Genomic DNA, 11,865 nt, shown 5'->3' on the forward strand with positions numbered 1-11,865 from the left:
GAGACATCGAGGCGGCGCAAAATGGCAAAGGCTACCTGAAAACCGGCGGGGATTTTCAGGTAGCCTTGATTCGGGGGTAGCTGTTATAGCTGTTCTTTTTTCACAGCAGCCAGGGCACGGGCGAGGTTGTAGGCCAGTACGTCGTCCACCAGGCGGGGCACTTCATCTAAGAAGGCCTGCTGCATATTCTGCACCATCAGCGCGGTTTGCCGTTGAAGCGCGGTTTTCACCATGCCAGATACGGCATCGGCCAGATGCGGACGCAGTTTTTCGGCTAGGCGTTCGAGCAGGACTTGCTCGCTCAGGCAGAGGATTTTGTGTTGCAAATTGCTGGGCAGGGCATAGGCATTGAGCAGCACCACTTTTTCGGCGGCGGCGGCCAGCGCGGCGGTACCGGGCTCGGCTTGGACATCGTATTCGGGCTGTGCGGCGGCCTCGGTGGCAGCTTCGATTTGTTCAGCCACGTCTTGATCGGGCGTTACCGTGGGCTGTGCGCCGCCCAGCCACACGGTGGCCTGCTCGATTACGGGCTCGTCACGGCCGACGCGCAGGGAATGTTGGGCGGCCAGCCAGTCTTCTTGAAACAGGATTTGCGGGTTGTTTAGCTCGGCTTCGGAGCTGGCGGTTTGCAGGTTGTGCTGTTGCTGCCAATGTTGGAAATAGGCTTGATAGGCCTGTTTTTGTTCATCCAGATTCAGGCGGCGGTGGCGGCTGCCACTGAGCGCGCTGGGGCGCGTGTTGGTGCTGGCGGTTTGTGCGGCAGTTTCGGTCACGGGTGCGGGGGTGTGAAGCGGTACGGTGCGGGGTTCGGCAGTAGGCGTGGCAGACGGCGCAGGTGTTGGGTTGGCCTCGGCCACCAAAGTGTCGTATAGGAGGGCGGCAGAAGGGAGGCGGTTGGATTGGGCAGCGGGCGGTTGTTGTGCCTGTTTGGCCAGATGGCGGCGTTTTTGTTGCAGGCGTTCCAGGCCTTTTTCCCAATCTTCGGTGTCTGATGTGGTGGATTGCGGGGTGGAGGTGTTGTCATTGAGGGTGAAAACCAAATTGTCTTGCGCTTGGGTCATGGTGGTTTTTTCGAGGAGTGGTTAGTTTATGTATTAACCGTTTTAGGTAGCCTTTGATTGCTTGCCATGAGGCTACCTGAAAACGTAACAGACGATATTATTTCATAAAATATGCTTCTGTGGGTGGCGGCTGTCCAATCGCCGGGCTTGAGCTTATAATCCGCCCCGTTGCCCGGCAGCGTGGCCTAAGGCGGAAAGGAAGAATGTTATGGAAGAAATCAATCAGAGAATCAGCTATTTGGAAGAAATATGCGAGGCTTTGCATATGCAAAATCTGGTGTTGGGCAGTGCGCTGAAAAGCCTGCTGCGCAGCCTGCCGCCAGATATGGCGCAAGATGTGCTGGAGGCAGTGCGTGCGGGGTTTGACGATGAATTGGCGCGGCTGGAATATTCCGACAGCGCACAAAGCGAGCTGTTCCATGATGCAACTTATGCCTTTTTTGGTGAGAAGAAGTACTGACTAAATCAGGTGTCGTGAATTAGATTTAAATCGAGATAAGGCGGTTGACCGCAGATAGTACAGTCGGGCCAATGCAGTATCGGTTTAAATTTCATTTGCTAAAACACAGGAGAAAACCATGCACACACTTTGCAAATTGCCCTTTTTCGGCGTGGCGGAGGTAAGTGGCGCGGATGCTGCCGAATTTCTGCACAGCCAGCTTTCTAACCACATTTTGGATTTGCAGCCGGGCGAGACTTGTTTCGCCACCTACAATTCGCCGCGCGGGCGGGTGCTGGCCAATATGCTGGTGTTGCGCCGTGCCGACCGTTTCCTGCTGGTGATGGCGGCGGATTTGCTGGAAGCCACGATAAAGCGGCTGCGGATGTTTGTGCTGCGCAGCAAAACAGTGTTCCACACCGACAGTGCTTGGCAGGTGTACGGCCAAAGCGGTGCGGATACGGGCGCGGATGCCGCCGCACTCAAATTTGCCGCCGAAGAAGACGATAACGGGCTGATTACGCTGGCTTTGGCCGGCGGCAATCGCATGGTGCTCAGCCCGGTGCCGCTGCCCGATGCCGACTGCCCTGCCGCTGCCGAAGCCTGGCAGGCCGCCGAAATTTTGCAGGGGCGGCCGTGGATTTCACGGCCCACTGTGGAAAGCTGTGTGGCGCAAATGTTGAATCAGCACCTGCTCGGCGGCGTGCATTTCAAAAAAGGCTGCTATCCGGGGCAGGAAATCATCGCCCGTGCGCAATATCGCGGCCAGGTGCGGCGTGGTATGGCGGTGTGCCGCAGCGCCCAGCCTGTAGCCGTGGGCAGCAAGGTGGAAGCCGATGGTGAGGAAGTGGGCATTGTTATTAACAGTGCGGCACACGATGAGGCTTTTGTGTTGCTGGCGGTTATCAAACACGGCGCGGCAGGCAAGGACTTGCAGGCCGGCGGGCAGGCTTTGCAAACGCTAAAGTTGTTGTTTGAGACGGAAGCGGCGGGATGAGATAGCCGCCTGCCTGGCTGAAGTGCAATTAAGAAACAGGCTACCTGAAAATGCTACACAGTTTCTGTGAAGCTAAAGTTTCAGGTAGCCTGTTGTGTTGCTGCTTTGATTAACTACACAGCAAAAGCGTTTCAGCCAGATCGATTAAGGAGCGATTTTCCGTGTGCCGAAAGCGCCGGTGTACTCACCTTGTTTTTGGTAGGTGCCGCCCATCTCGTCGGCATGGCCGCCATAGAAGTGGCCGCTGAATTTCGCGCCAGAGTTGGCCGTGCCGCTAAAGCTGTTGCCGGAAATGATACCGTTATCCAACACAACGGCTGCGTTGTTGGTGGGGGAAAGCGTGCCGCTGATAGTGCGGTTGCCGAAATTAACATTGAAGTTGGCCGCGCCGGTTTCAATCTGGGCATTGGTTTGGTTGGACACTGGGGCGTGAACGGCATAACCGGAATAGTTAAATGTACCGCTGGTAGGCATGTCGTTGGCTGAGGTTACGATGCCTTGTGAAAACATATAGCCCTGGGCATCGGTTCCTTCGCGGACATAGCCATAGCTGGACTGAGTCATCACTTGCCCTACGCGTGCGGTGTTTCGTGCTTGCATATTGAGCAGACCGCCGGCAACTATGTTGAGAGGGATAATGTTCAGCTCTTGACCATCTACCTTCAGCACGCCAAAGTTTTGCTGGGTAAAGGACAGAGCCTGCTCGCTGATGCGCAGATAGCCGTTAGATGATAGGGTGATGGCCTTGCCGGTACGCTGATTAGCGGGAGGGGGAGGAGGATTGCCACCGCCCGGATTGGGATCGTCGGGATTGATCGGATTGTTGGGGTTACCCAATTCAGTTGGCTTGTGTGCTCATCAGGCGCAGGGCTTTCAGGTAGCCTTGCCGGCTGGTGACGAGGCCGATGAATTCGCGGTTGGCGGAGTAGATGCGCAGGGGGGTGTTTTCTGGCAGCTCTGGCGGGGCAACAGGGGTTTGGCCGAAGCGCAGGGCGCGAATGGTTTGTTCACTGGCGGTGTGCTGCGGCAGATGTTGCACCAATGTATCGCAGGGCAACAGTAAGGCATCGCGCTGCTCCTCCGTGAACGCGGTAAGGCTTTCGATGCTGTGGCTGTGTTCGATTTGGAAGCCGGCGGTGGCGGTGCGGCGCAGGGCGGTGAGGTGGGCTAGGGTGTGGGCGCTTTTGGCAATGTCTTCGGCGAGGGTACGGATGTAGGTGCCTTTGCTGCATTGCACGCTGATTTGGGTTTCGGGGAATTGGAAGCGGAGGATTTGGATGTCGTGAATATGTATGCTGCGGGGCTGGCGTTGGATATCGATGCCTTGGCGGGCGTATTGGTAGAGGGGTTTGCCTTGGTGCTTGAGGGCGGAATACATGGGAGGCAGCTGCTGCTGTGCGCCAAGGTGCTGCCGGCAGGCTACCTGAAAATCGGTTTGGCTGATTTCGGTGTTGCTGGTGGCGATGATGCTGCCTTCGGCATCGCCGGTATCGGTGGACTGGCCGAGGCGGAGGGTGGCGATGTAGGCTTTGTTGGCATCGAGCAGGTATTGGGCGAATTTGGTGGCTTGGCCGAAGCAGACGGGGAGCAAGCCGGTGGCCAGCGGATCGAGCACGCCGGTGTGGCCGGCTTTTTCGGCACGGTAGAGGCGGCGGGCTTGCTGGAGGGCGCTGTTGCTGGAGAGGCCGGTGGCTTTGTCGAGCAGGAGGACGCCGTCGAGGGGGCGTTTTTGAGGTTTCATGGTGTGGAGTATTGATTGATCGGTAGTTTATTTTTCAGGTAGCCTTTCTTCGGAGGAAGGCTACCTGAAAATATTGGGGCAGGTTGTTCGGCGAGCGGTTGTTCGGCCAGGCGGTACACTTCGGCGAAGTTGAGCTCGCCCACATAGGTTTTGGCGATCTGGCCGTTTTTGTCCATCAGAAAGGAAACGCAGCGGCGATGACTTGGTAGGCCTGCTGGGTTTGGCCTTGTGTGTCGTAGAGCACGGTGAAGAGCAGACGGTGGGTTTGGGCATTTTGGTTATGCAGCCGGGGCAGTAGGGAAACCAGAAGTTGATGAGGGTAACTTTGCCTTGCGGGGCGGGGTGATCCACGTTTTGGCCTTGCAGGTTTTGCAGGGCGAAGGCGAAGGCGTTTGGGGGCGAACAGGATGTAGCCGGCGGCGGCGAGCACGGCCAGCAGGAGGAAGGCGCCGAGGTATTTTTTCATGAGGCGGGTTCTGCGGGGTTGGATGGGATATGGGAGGCAATGGCTTGCTGCAGTTCGGCGGGGAAGCGGATGGCGCGGCCGGAGGTTTGGTTGATGAGCATGAAGCTGACACGGGCTTCGGCGAGGATGTGTGTGCTGCCGGTTTTGCGGATGATTTGGCTGATAACGACTTGGCGTGCATCGGCTTGGGCAAAGGCGGTCTCGATGTCGAGTTGGTCGCCGAGGAGGGCGGCACGGCGGTAGTGGATGTCGATGTGGACGATGGCCATGCCGTAGCGGCTGTTACGGAAGAATTCGGCTAGCCCGTTGTGGTCGAAATAGTCCCAGCGGGCTTCTTCGAGAAATTCGAGATAGCGGGCGTTGTTTACGTGGCGGTATACGTCGAGGTGGTAGCCGCGTACGGTGAGGTGGGTGTGGTGTGGCATGGCATGGCAGGGATGGAAATGGCCGGCGTGCGGGCTGCCGGCCTTTGGTTTTACAGGGGTTGGAAGGGTTCGCGCTCTACTTCGCGGGCGGACAAATCGCAGAGGATGGGGGAGATCTGGATGTTGAACCATTCGGCAAAGATGTCGGGATGCAAATCTGGCCATTGGCTTTCGTCTTCGCACCAGTCGGCCAGCTCGGCGGCGAAGATGGTGTCGATTTGGGGTTTGACTTCCGCCCACACTTCTTCGCCGTCATCGCAGGGGTTGGTGAGGTAGGCGTTGGCGTTGTTTTGCAGGTCTTCGAGGGTAAGGTCGTCAAGCTCGGCGCCGGGCAGGGCGGTGAGCCAGTTCCAAAACGGCTGTAGCGGCACCAGCCGGAATACGCTGCGGTTGATTTCGTACATGATGCGCTCCTTTGATGAGGCGGTGGGGGAAGGGTTTCAGGTAGCCTTTATTTTTCAGGTAGCCTTTGCTACTTGTGGAAAGGCTACCTGAAAATCTGAAGGGTGGCAATTTAGCGGCTGATGATTTCTTCGTGGATGGTATTGGGAGCCGGGCGGCCGCTGTTTGTGTTGTCTGCCGGAGTATTGGCAGCTGGGGTGGCTGAGTTTGCTGCGGGTTCGGCAGACGGTTGCGCGGCGGTGGCTGGTCCAGCGGCGGGTTGCTCGGCAGTAGCTGTGGCTTCGCTGCCAGTGTTGCCGCTATCTTCTTCAAAGCTGGGCACGTAGTCGTCTTCGCTGCCGGGCAGGATGGTGCCGGTTTGTTTGGCGCGGGCGGCCATGTAGGCGTCGCGGATGAAGGTATAGCGGTCGAGCGCAACTTGGTTTACGCCGTCGGTGAGGTCGAGCAGGTTGGCGCGGGTGTCGAGGGTTTTCACGCCGGTGGCGGCCCAGTAGCCGGCGCCGTTACCGAAGGCGAGTTTTTCGGGGGAATAAACGCTGGTGATGGTGTTGCCCAGTGCATCGCGCACGGTGCTGGGGCCGAGCAGGGGATAGACGAAGTAGTTGCTGTTTTTCCAGCCCCAGCTGGCGAAGGTGTCGCCGAGGGTGTTTTTGTTGTTGGGCATTTGGGCTTCGCTGGCGATGTCGATAAGGCCGCCGAAGCCGAAGGTGGTGTTGATGCCCACGCGAACCAGGTCGCTACCGGCTTTGGAAATGTTGAGCCGCAATAGGTTGCTGCCCACGCTCACGATGTCGCGCAGGTTATTGAAAAAGTTGCCGATGCCGCTGCGCACTGGGCGGGGGGTAACGGCGCGGTAGCCGCGTGCCACGGGAGAAAGGAAGTGGCGGTCGATGCGGTCGTTTACGCCGAACATGAAGCGGTTGTAGCCTTCATAGGGGTCGTAGGCGACGCCTTCGGCCAAGGCATTGCCGGACAGGCCGATGGTGAGCAGGGTGAGGGTGAGCAGTTTTTTCATGATGTTATCCAGCCGCCTACTTCATACAGTTCGGCCAAAGCGGCCACGCCAGTGGGCAGGCCGCGGAACACCCAAGCGGCTTCGGGGCGGCTGCGTTTGGCGGCGGCCATAAGGGAAATGCAGACGGAATCGGCTTGGCTTACGCCGGAGAAATCGATTGCGGGGGCTGGGCTGTTTTTCAGGTAGCCCAGCTGTTGGCAATAGGCGTGAAACAGCGGGGAGGTTACCGTGGCAACGGTCACTTCCCCACTGAGGTACACGGTTTCATCGCGGCATTCGCTGTGCATGGATTCAGCTGCCGTTTTTGTTGCGCAGCTCTTGAATCAGGCCGTCGATGCCTTTTTGCGCGATGGTGTTGTTGAACTGGCTGCGGTACACGGTTACCAGGCTGGCGCCCTCTACGGCCACGTTATAAACGCGGTATTTGCCGCCGCTTTGGTACATGGTGTAATCCATAGTTACCGGTTTGCCGCCGGCGGGAGTGATGTCGGCGGTAACGATAATGCTGTTGCCGCGCTGAACCGCGTTCTCGCGGATAACCACGTTGGCGTTGCGGTATTGCAGCATGGTGCCGGAGTAGGTGCGGATGAGCAGGGTTTTAAACTGTTCGGTAAGCGCGGTTTTCTGCGCCGGGGTGGCGTTGCGCCAGTTGGCGCCCACAGCCAGTTCGGTCATGCGGGTAAAGTCAAAATAGGGGATGGCATAGTTTTCGGCCTGACGGCGAACTTGCACATCGTTGTTGTTTTTGGCGTTTTGCAAGATGTTCAGCACTTGGGTGCTGTTTTGCTTGAGCTGTGCCACGGCCTGCTGCGGCGTAGCGAAGGCCAGGCCGATGCTCATGATGCCAATGCTCAGGGCGGCGGTGAGTGCGGATTTTTTCATTGATGTTTCCTTTCCCAGTGAAAAATGAAAATGTTGTAGTGTGTTTATTGTGTTACGCCGTTTTTTTCTACGGTATTGGTCATAAATTTTCCGATTAGCTGCTCCAGCACCAAAGCAGAGCTGGTGATTTCGATGGTGTCGCCGTTTTTCAACTCGGTTTCCTCCGCGCCCTGCTGCAGGCCGATATATTGCTCGCCCAACAGGCCGGAAGTGAGAATTTCGGCGGAAACGTCGGTGCTGAAACGGTATTGGCTGTCGATGTTCAGGCTCACATTGGCTCGGTAGGTTTTCGGGTCGAGCTGGATGGAGGATACCCTACCCACCACCACGCCGGAAGCCTTCACCGGGGCTTTTACTTTCAAGCCGCCGATGTCGGTAAAGCTGGCGGAAACGGTGTAGGACGACTGGCGGGAAACCGTTTGCCCACCGGCCACGCGCAGTGATAAAAATACCACAGCAGCAATGCTTAAGGCCACAAAAACGCCGACCCAAAGTTCTAAAGTGCTTCTTTTCATAATCTGGTTATCCGATAAACATGATGGCGGTTAAAACAAAATCCAAGGCCAAAACAGTGAGCGCGCTGCTCACCACGGTGCGGGTGCTGGCACGCAGGATGCCTTCCGGCGTGCTGCGGCAGTGGAAGCCTTGATACACGGCAATCAGCGAAATAGCCACGCCGAACACCACCGATTTAATCAACCCGTTCACCACATCGTAGCCCACATCGATATTTGCCTGCATCTGCGACCAGAAAATGCCGCCGTCCAAGCCCAGATAGCGCACGCCGATAAGATAGGCGCCGTAAATACCGGCCACATTGCAGATGGAAGCCAACAGCGGCATGGAAATCACGCCTGCCCAAAAACGCGGCACCACCACGCGGGCAACGGGATCGACCGCCATCACCTTCATCGCCTCCAGCTGCTCGGTGGTTTTCATTAGGCCGATTTCGCTGGTCATCGCGCCACCGGCGCTGCTGGCAAACAGAATGCCGGCCAGTACCGGCCCCAGTTCGCGCAACAGCGATGCGGCCACCATGTAGCCCAAAATATCGGCTGATTTGAATTTAGCCAGCTGCGTGTAGCCCTGCAAACCCAATACCATGCCCACAAACAGCCCTGATACGGCAATGATGATAATGGAGAGCACGCCGGTGAAATACATTTGGCGGATGCCCAGCCTCAGGCGTGGCAGCAGCGTGCCGGAGCGTGCCAGCACGGCAAACAGGAATAGGGTGGTTTTGCCTAGCTCCTGCAGGAAATCCAGCGTTTTCGCGCCTAGGGTTCGGAAAAAATTCATGATTTAGCTATTGAGCAAAACTTGTTGTATGCCGCGTTCGGCCGGATAGCGGAAGGCGACCGGGCCGTTGGGCAGGCCATTGATAAATTGGGTAATCCACGGCGAATCGAGGCTGCGCATTTCTTCTGGGCTACCTGAAAATAGGATTTCGCCGTGGGCAAGGAAAATCACTTGGTCGGCAATTTGCAGCGAGCGCGGCACATCGTGTGTAACCATCATGCTGGTGGAGCGCAGGGCATGGTTGATTTTGCTGATCAAGTCGGCAATTACGCCCAGCGAAATCGGGTCGAGGCCGGTGAATGGCTCGTCATACAGCATCAGTGCGGGGTCGAGGGCGATGGTACGCGCCAAGGCAACGCGGCGGGACATGCCGCCGGATAGCTCGTCCGGCATCAGGTTTTCCGTGCCGTGCAGGCCGACGGCGCTGAGCTTCAGGCGCACTAAATCGCGGATGATTTCTTCGGGCAAGTCGGTTTGCTCACGCAGCGGGAAAGCCACGTTTTCATATACGGATAAATCGGTAAACAGAGCGCCGAATTGGAACAGTACGCCCATATTGCGCCGATGTTGGTGCAACTCTTTAGCGTTGAATACGGCAAGGTCGCGGCCATTAATCAGCACGCGGCCGGAAGTGGGCGCAATTTGGCCGGTAATCAGGCGCAGCAGGGTGGTCTTACCACTGCCGGAACCACCCATCACGGCGGCAAACGTGCCTTGGGCTACCTGAAAACTGACGTTGTTCAGGATGGGGCGTTCGCCATAGGCAAAGGCGACGTTTTGCATTTCGATGAAGGGTGTGGCCATAGGTGGCAGAGGTTAGGTTTACATACAAGGGTGTTGATTATAGGGAAAAAGCACACTGGGTTCAATGATTTTGCCAATGGTGAGGCTGAGTGCTGGCTGGAAGTGTTGTAGATTTTTTCAGGTAGTCTTTGTGTGCAGGGAAGTGTTTTTATATCATGTGGATAGATTGAACTGAAGGCTACCTGAAAGTTTTAAGACTGCTGCATGAGTGGTAGATTTTCAGGTAGCCTTTGTGCCTGATAGTGTGCGGCTATGATGGCGCGCGGTGGTGTTGCCAGCGTTCGGCCATATCGAGGGCGGTTTGGATGGCGGTGAGCAGGCTGCCGTGGTCGGCACGGCCGGTACCGGCTAGGTCGAGGGCGGTGCCGTGATCGACTGAGGTGCGGATGAAAGGCAGGCCGAGGGTAATGTTCACGCCTTGGCCGAAGGAGGCGTATTTGAGTACGGGCAGGCCTTGGTCGTGATACATGGCGAGCACGGCATCGGCATCTTTGAGCAAGAAGGGTTGAAACAGGGTGTCGGCGGGGTAGGGGCCGCGTACGTTGAGACCTTGCTTGCGCAGGGATTGTAATTCGGGCTCAATGATTTGAATCTCTTCCCAGCCGAGATGACCTTGTTCGCCGGCGTGTGGATTGAGCCCGGCCACGAGGATGGTGGGTTTGGCGATGCCGAATTTGGTTTTCAGGTCGGTGTGTAAAATGTGCAACACGGAGTGTAACAGTGGGCGGGTAATGGCGGCGGGGATGTCTTTGAGGGGGAGGTGGGTGGTGGCGAGGGCAACGCGTAGGCTGTTGCCGGCCAGCATCATGACGACTTGTTCGGTATGGCTGATGGCAGCGAGGTATTCGGTGTGGCCGCTGAAGAGGATGCCAGCGTCGTTGATGATGCCTTTGTGCAACGGGGCGGTTACCATGCCGGCAAATTCACCTTGGCAGATGCCGCTATAGGCACGATCAAGCAGGGAGAGTACGTAGCGGGCATTGGCGGAGTTGAGTTGGCCGGTGTGGCAGGGGGCGGAGAGGGGAATGTGTAAAACTTCCAGTGTGCCAGGGGCGGGCGGATGGTTGGGATGATAATCGGCAAGGGGGGTGTGGTAGCCGAGTTGCTGGGCACGTTCGGTGAGGAGTTGTTTGTCGGCTAAGACAACGCAGCGACAGGGTAAAGTCTGCTGAGCTAAAGTAAGGCAGATATCGGGGCCTATGCCGGCCGGCTCGCCGGAGGTGATGGCTAGGATAGGGGTGGCGGGCATGGTGAGGCTACCTGAAAAATAGAGATGGCAGAATTATAGCAGTTGGTAGCTAAGCAGATTTTTGATGGCGGATAATGCTTGTGTGCTAAATGAGGGTGTTAGCCAGGATAATTTGATTGAGCAAAATAAAAGGATGCTACCTGAAGTAGCATCCTGAAATTAGGCTAGCCGTTGATTATTCGTCGGCACCAGTGTAGGGGCGAACGTTAACGGTTTTACGGTTGTGTACGCCTTTTACGGTAAATTCTACGTAGCCGTCCACTTTGGCAAACAGGGTATGGTCTTTACCCATGCCTACGTTGTTGCCTGCATGAAACTTGGTGCCGCGCTGGCGAACGATAATGGAACCGGCAGGAATCAGCTCGTTGCCGTAGGCTTTCACGCCCAAGCGTTTGGCTTCTGAATCGCGGCCGTTGCGGGTGCTGCCGCCTGCTTTTTTACTTGCCATGTTTGATACTCCTGAATTAGGTTAAAAACTTAGGCGATGGCCACGATTTCAATTTGGGTGAAATTCTGGCGGTGGCCTTGGCGTTTCTGATAGTGTTTACGGCGGCGCATTTTGAAAATGCGGATTTTTTCGCCTCGGCCATGAGCCACTACCTTAGCTGTTACTTTCGCGCCTTCAATAAAAGGTGCGCCTACTTTTACAGACTCGCCGTCAGCAATCATCAAAACTTCAGTCAGTTCGATTTGGCTGTCGAGTTCGGCAGGTATCTGTTCTACTTTCAATTTTTCGCCAACAGCAACTTTGTATTGTTTGCCGCCGGTTTTTATGACCGCGTACATACTCAACTCCATGTGGGGTTATATCAAAAGGTTAATTTATCTAGTGTTCGATAATGCCTAGAACACAAGAACTACGTATTTTATTGCATCTGTGATCATCTTGTCAAAAGGTTATTTTCCTTTTGTAGTCTGATGGCTGTGTTGTTGTTGGTAAAGAATGAGTCAAAAGATGTTTGACAAAATATTCTGGTAGGCGTATAGTCCGCATCTTCGCTGTTCCTTACGGCACGGTTTTGTTGTCGGTTTTACGGTTCAGCAGCTCTTTAACAATCAGATTACCGATAAGTGTGGGTGTTTTA

18 protein-coding genes are annotated in these 11,865 nt (G+C 56.1%); 2 read left to right on the plus strand and 16 right to left on the minus strand.

Annotated elements, in window-relative coordinates:
• Positions 1-83: 83 nt before the first annotated feature.
• On the minus strand, positions 84-1,061 hold the full coding sequence (locus A7Q03_RS09500; protein ID WP_067449343.1) for a hypothetical protein: 978 nt from the start codon (positions 1,059-1,061) through the stop codon (positions 84-86).
• Between the two features lie 208 nt (positions 1,062-1,269).
• Between A7Q03_RS09500 and A7Q03_RS09505 the strand changes: the two genes are divergently transcribed.
• Both A7Q03_RS09505 and A7Q03_RS09510 read left to right on the plus strand, forming a co-directional pair.
• Positions 1,270-1,521 (plus strand): hypothetical protein, encoded by a 252-nt coding sequence (locus A7Q03_RS09505; protein ID WP_067449345.1) that lies wholly within the window; start codon positions 1,270-1,272, stop codon positions 1,519-1,521.
• Between the two features lie 118 nt (positions 1,522-1,639).
• Positions 1,640-2,497: a folate-binding protein YgfZ gene (locus tag A7Q03_RS09510; RefSeq protein ID WP_067449347.1), complete on the plus strand. Its 858-nt coding sequence runs from the start codon at positions 1,640-1,642 to the stop codon at positions 2,495-2,497.
• A 144-nt stretch (positions 2,498-2,641) separates the two neighbouring features.
• Here A7Q03_RS09510 and A7Q03_RS09515 read toward each other — a convergent pair whose 3' ends face one another.
• From A7Q03_RS09515 to rplU, 15 genes are all read right to left on the minus strand, one after another.
• Positions 2,642-3,334: a Slam-dependent surface lipoprotein gene (locus tag A7Q03_RS09515; protein WP_067449349.1), complete on the minus strand. Its 693-nt coding sequence runs from the start codon at positions 3,332-3,334 to the stop codon at positions 2,642-2,644.
• Between the two features lies 1 nt (position 3,335).
• On the minus strand, positions 3,336-4,238 hold the full coding sequence (gene truB / locus A7Q03_RS09520; RefSeq protein WP_067449351.1) for a tRNA pseudouridine(55) synthase TruB: 903 nt from the start codon (positions 4,236-4,238) through the stop codon (positions 3,336-3,338).
• The gene (locus A7Q03_RS10460; protein WP_067449353.1) at positions 4,235-4,414 is read right to left on the minus strand and encodes a hypothetical protein; all 180 of its coding nucleotides are present in this window, start codon (positions 4,412-4,414) and stop codon (positions 4,235-4,237) included. Before A7Q03_RS10460 ends, truB begins: the two co-directional genes overlap by 4 nt.
• Entirely contained in the window at positions 4,414-4,704 is a 291-nt protein-coding gene (locus tag A7Q03_RS09530) for a hypothetical protein (protein ID WP_067449355.1), read from the minus strand. Before A7Q03_RS09530 ends, A7Q03_RS10460 begins: the two co-directional genes overlap by 1 nt.
• The gene (locus A7Q03_RS09535; RefSeq protein ID WP_067449357.1) at positions 4,701-5,129 is read right to left on the minus strand and encodes a thioesterase family protein; all 429 of its coding nucleotides are present in this window, start codon (positions 5,127-5,129) and stop codon (positions 4,701-4,703) included. The genes A7Q03_RS09530 and A7Q03_RS09535 overlap by 4 nt, the downstream gene beginning before the upstream one ends.
• Before the next feature lie 50 nt (positions 5,130-5,179).
• The gene (locus A7Q03_RS09540; protein ID WP_067449359.1) at positions 5,180-5,533 is read right to left on the minus strand and encodes a VacJ; all 354 of its coding nucleotides are present in this window, start codon (positions 5,531-5,533) and stop codon (positions 5,180-5,182) included.
• Positions 5,534-5,643: 110 nt separating this feature from the next.
• Entirely contained in the window at positions 5,644-6,546 is a 903-nt protein-coding gene (locus A7Q03_RS09545; protein ID WP_067449361.1) for a VacJ family lipoprotein, read from the minus strand.
• The gene (locus tag A7Q03_RS09550) at positions 6,543-6,833 is read right to left on the minus strand and encodes a lipid asymmetry maintenance protein MlaB (protein WP_067449363.1); all 291 of its coding nucleotides are present in this window, start codon (positions 6,831-6,833) and stop codon (positions 6,543-6,545) included. Before A7Q03_RS09550 ends, A7Q03_RS09545 begins: the two co-directional genes overlap by 4 nt.
• Before the next feature lie 4 nt (positions 6,834-6,837).
• Positions 6,838-7,428, minus strand: a complete 591-nt coding sequence (locus A7Q03_RS09555) for a phospholipid-binding protein MlaC (RefSeq protein ID WP_067449366.1) — start codon at positions 7,426-7,428, stop codon at positions 6,838-6,840.
• 44 nt (positions 7,429-7,472) lie between these two features.
• Positions 7,473-7,943 (minus strand): outer membrane lipid asymmetry maintenance protein MlaD, encoded by a 471-nt coding sequence (mlaD, locus tag A7Q03_RS09560; RefSeq protein WP_067449367.1) that lies wholly within the window; start codon positions 7,941-7,943, stop codon positions 7,473-7,475.
• A gap of 7 nt (positions 7,944-7,950) precedes the next feature.
• Entirely contained in the window at positions 7,951-8,727 is a 777-nt protein-coding gene (gene mlaE, locus A7Q03_RS09565; protein WP_023887833.1) for a lipid asymmetry maintenance ABC transporter permease subunit MlaE, read from the minus strand.
• Positions 8,728-8,730: 3 nt separating this feature from the next.
• Complete coding sequence (locus tag A7Q03_RS09570) at positions 8,731-9,531, minus strand: ABC transporter ATP-binding protein (RefSeq protein WP_067449369.1); 801 nt, start codon at positions 9,529-9,531, stop codon at positions 8,731-8,733.
• 250 nt (positions 9,532-9,781) lie between these two features.
• Entirely contained in the window at positions 9,782-10,780 is a 999-nt protein-coding gene (gene pdxA / locus A7Q03_RS09575; protein ID WP_067449371.1) for a 4-hydroxythreonine-4-phosphate dehydrogenase PdxA, read from the minus strand.
• A gap of 175 nt (positions 10,781-10,955) precedes the next feature.
• The gene (gene rpmA / locus A7Q03_RS09580) at positions 10,956-11,228 is read right to left on the minus strand and encodes a 50S ribosomal protein L27 (protein ID WP_023887836.1); all 273 of its coding nucleotides are present in this window, start codon (positions 11,226-11,228) and stop codon (positions 10,956-10,958) included.
• A gap of 29 nt (positions 11,229-11,257) precedes the next feature.
• A complete protein-coding gene (gene rplU / locus A7Q03_RS09585) occupies positions 11,258-11,566 on the minus strand; it encodes a 50S ribosomal protein L21 (RefSeq protein ID WP_023887837.1) in 309 nt (102 codons plus the stop codon).
• Between the last annotated feature and the right edge of the window lie 299 nt (positions 11,567-11,865).

This window comes from Eikenella sp. NML99-0057 (assembly GCF_001648535.1).
Classification (GTDB): Bacteria; Pseudomonadota; Gammaproteobacteria; order Burkholderiales; family Neisseriaceae; genus Eikenella; species Eikenella exigua.

What these genes read in the sequence shown, in the direction of transcription:
- pdxA (WP_067449371.1), bottom strand. Translation starts at nt 10,780, where the DNA reads ATGCCCGCCACCCCTATCCTAGCCATCACCTCCGGCGAGCCGGCCGGC.
- rpmA (WP_023887836.1), bottom strand. Translation starts at nt 11,228, where the DNA reads ATGGCAAGTAAAAAAGCAGGCGGCAGCACCCGCAACGGCCGCGATTCA.
- rplU (WP_023887837.1), bottom strand. Translation starts at nt 11,566, where the DNA reads ATGTACGCGGTCATAAAAACCGGCGGCAAACAATACAAAGTTGCTGTT.
- A7Q03_RS09500 (WP_067449343.1), bottom strand. Translation starts at nt 1,061, where the DNA reads ATGACCCAAGCGCAAGACAATTTGGTTTTCACCCTCAATGACAACACC.
- mlaE (WP_023887833.1), bottom strand. Translation starts at nt 8,727, where the DNA reads ATGAATTTTTTCCGAACCCTAGGCGCGAAAACGCTGGATTTCCTGCAG.
- truB (WP_067449351.1), bottom strand. Translation starts at nt 4,238, where the DNA reads ATGAAACCTCAAAAACGCCCCCTCGACGGCGTCCTCCTGCTCGACAAA.
- A7Q03_RS09570 (WP_067449369.1), bottom strand. Translation starts at nt 9,531, where the DNA reads ATGGCCACACCCTTCATCGAAATGCAAAACGTCGCCTTTGCCTATGGC.
- A7Q03_RS09535 (WP_067449357.1), bottom strand. Translation starts at nt 5,129, where the DNA reads ATGCCACACCACACCCACCTCACCGTACGCGGCTACCACCTCGACGTA.
- A7Q03_RS10460 (WP_067449353.1), bottom strand. Translation starts at nt 4,414, where the DNA reads ATGGACAAAAACGGCCAGATCGCCAAAACCTATGTGGGCGAGCTCAAC.
- A7Q03_RS09550 (WP_067449363.1), bottom strand. Translation starts at nt 6,833, where the DNA reads ATGCACAGCGAATGCCGCGATGAAACCGTGTACCTCAGTGGGGAAGTG.
- A7Q03_RS09540 (WP_067449359.1), bottom strand. Translation starts at nt 5,533, where the DNA reads ATGTACGAAATCAACCGCAGCGTATTCCGGCTGGTGCCGCTACAGCCG.
- mlaD (WP_067449367.1), bottom strand. Translation starts at nt 7,943, where the DNA reads ATGAAAAGAAGCACTTTAGAACTTTGGGTCGGCGTTTTTGTGGCCTTA.
- A7Q03_RS09505 (WP_067449345.1), top strand. Translation starts at nt 1,270, where the DNA reads ATGGAAGAAATCAATCAGAGAATCAGCTATTTGGAAGAAATATGCGAG.
- A7Q03_RS09510 (WP_067449347.1), top strand. Translation starts at nt 1,640, where the DNA reads ATGCACACACTTTGCAAATTGCCCTTTTTCGGCGTGGCGGAGGTAAGT.
- A7Q03_RS09555 (WP_067449366.1), bottom strand. Translation starts at nt 7,428, where the DNA reads ATGAAAAAATCCGCACTCACCGCCGCCCTGAGCATTGGCATCATGAGC.
- A7Q03_RS09530 (WP_067449355.1), bottom strand. Translation starts at nt 4,704, where the DNA reads ATGAAAAAATACCTCGGCGCCTTCCTCCTGCTGGCCGTGCTCGCCGCC.
- A7Q03_RS09545 (WP_067449361.1), bottom strand. Translation starts at nt 6,546, where the DNA reads ATGAAAAAACTGCTCACCCTCACCCTGCTCACCATCGGCCTGTCCGGC.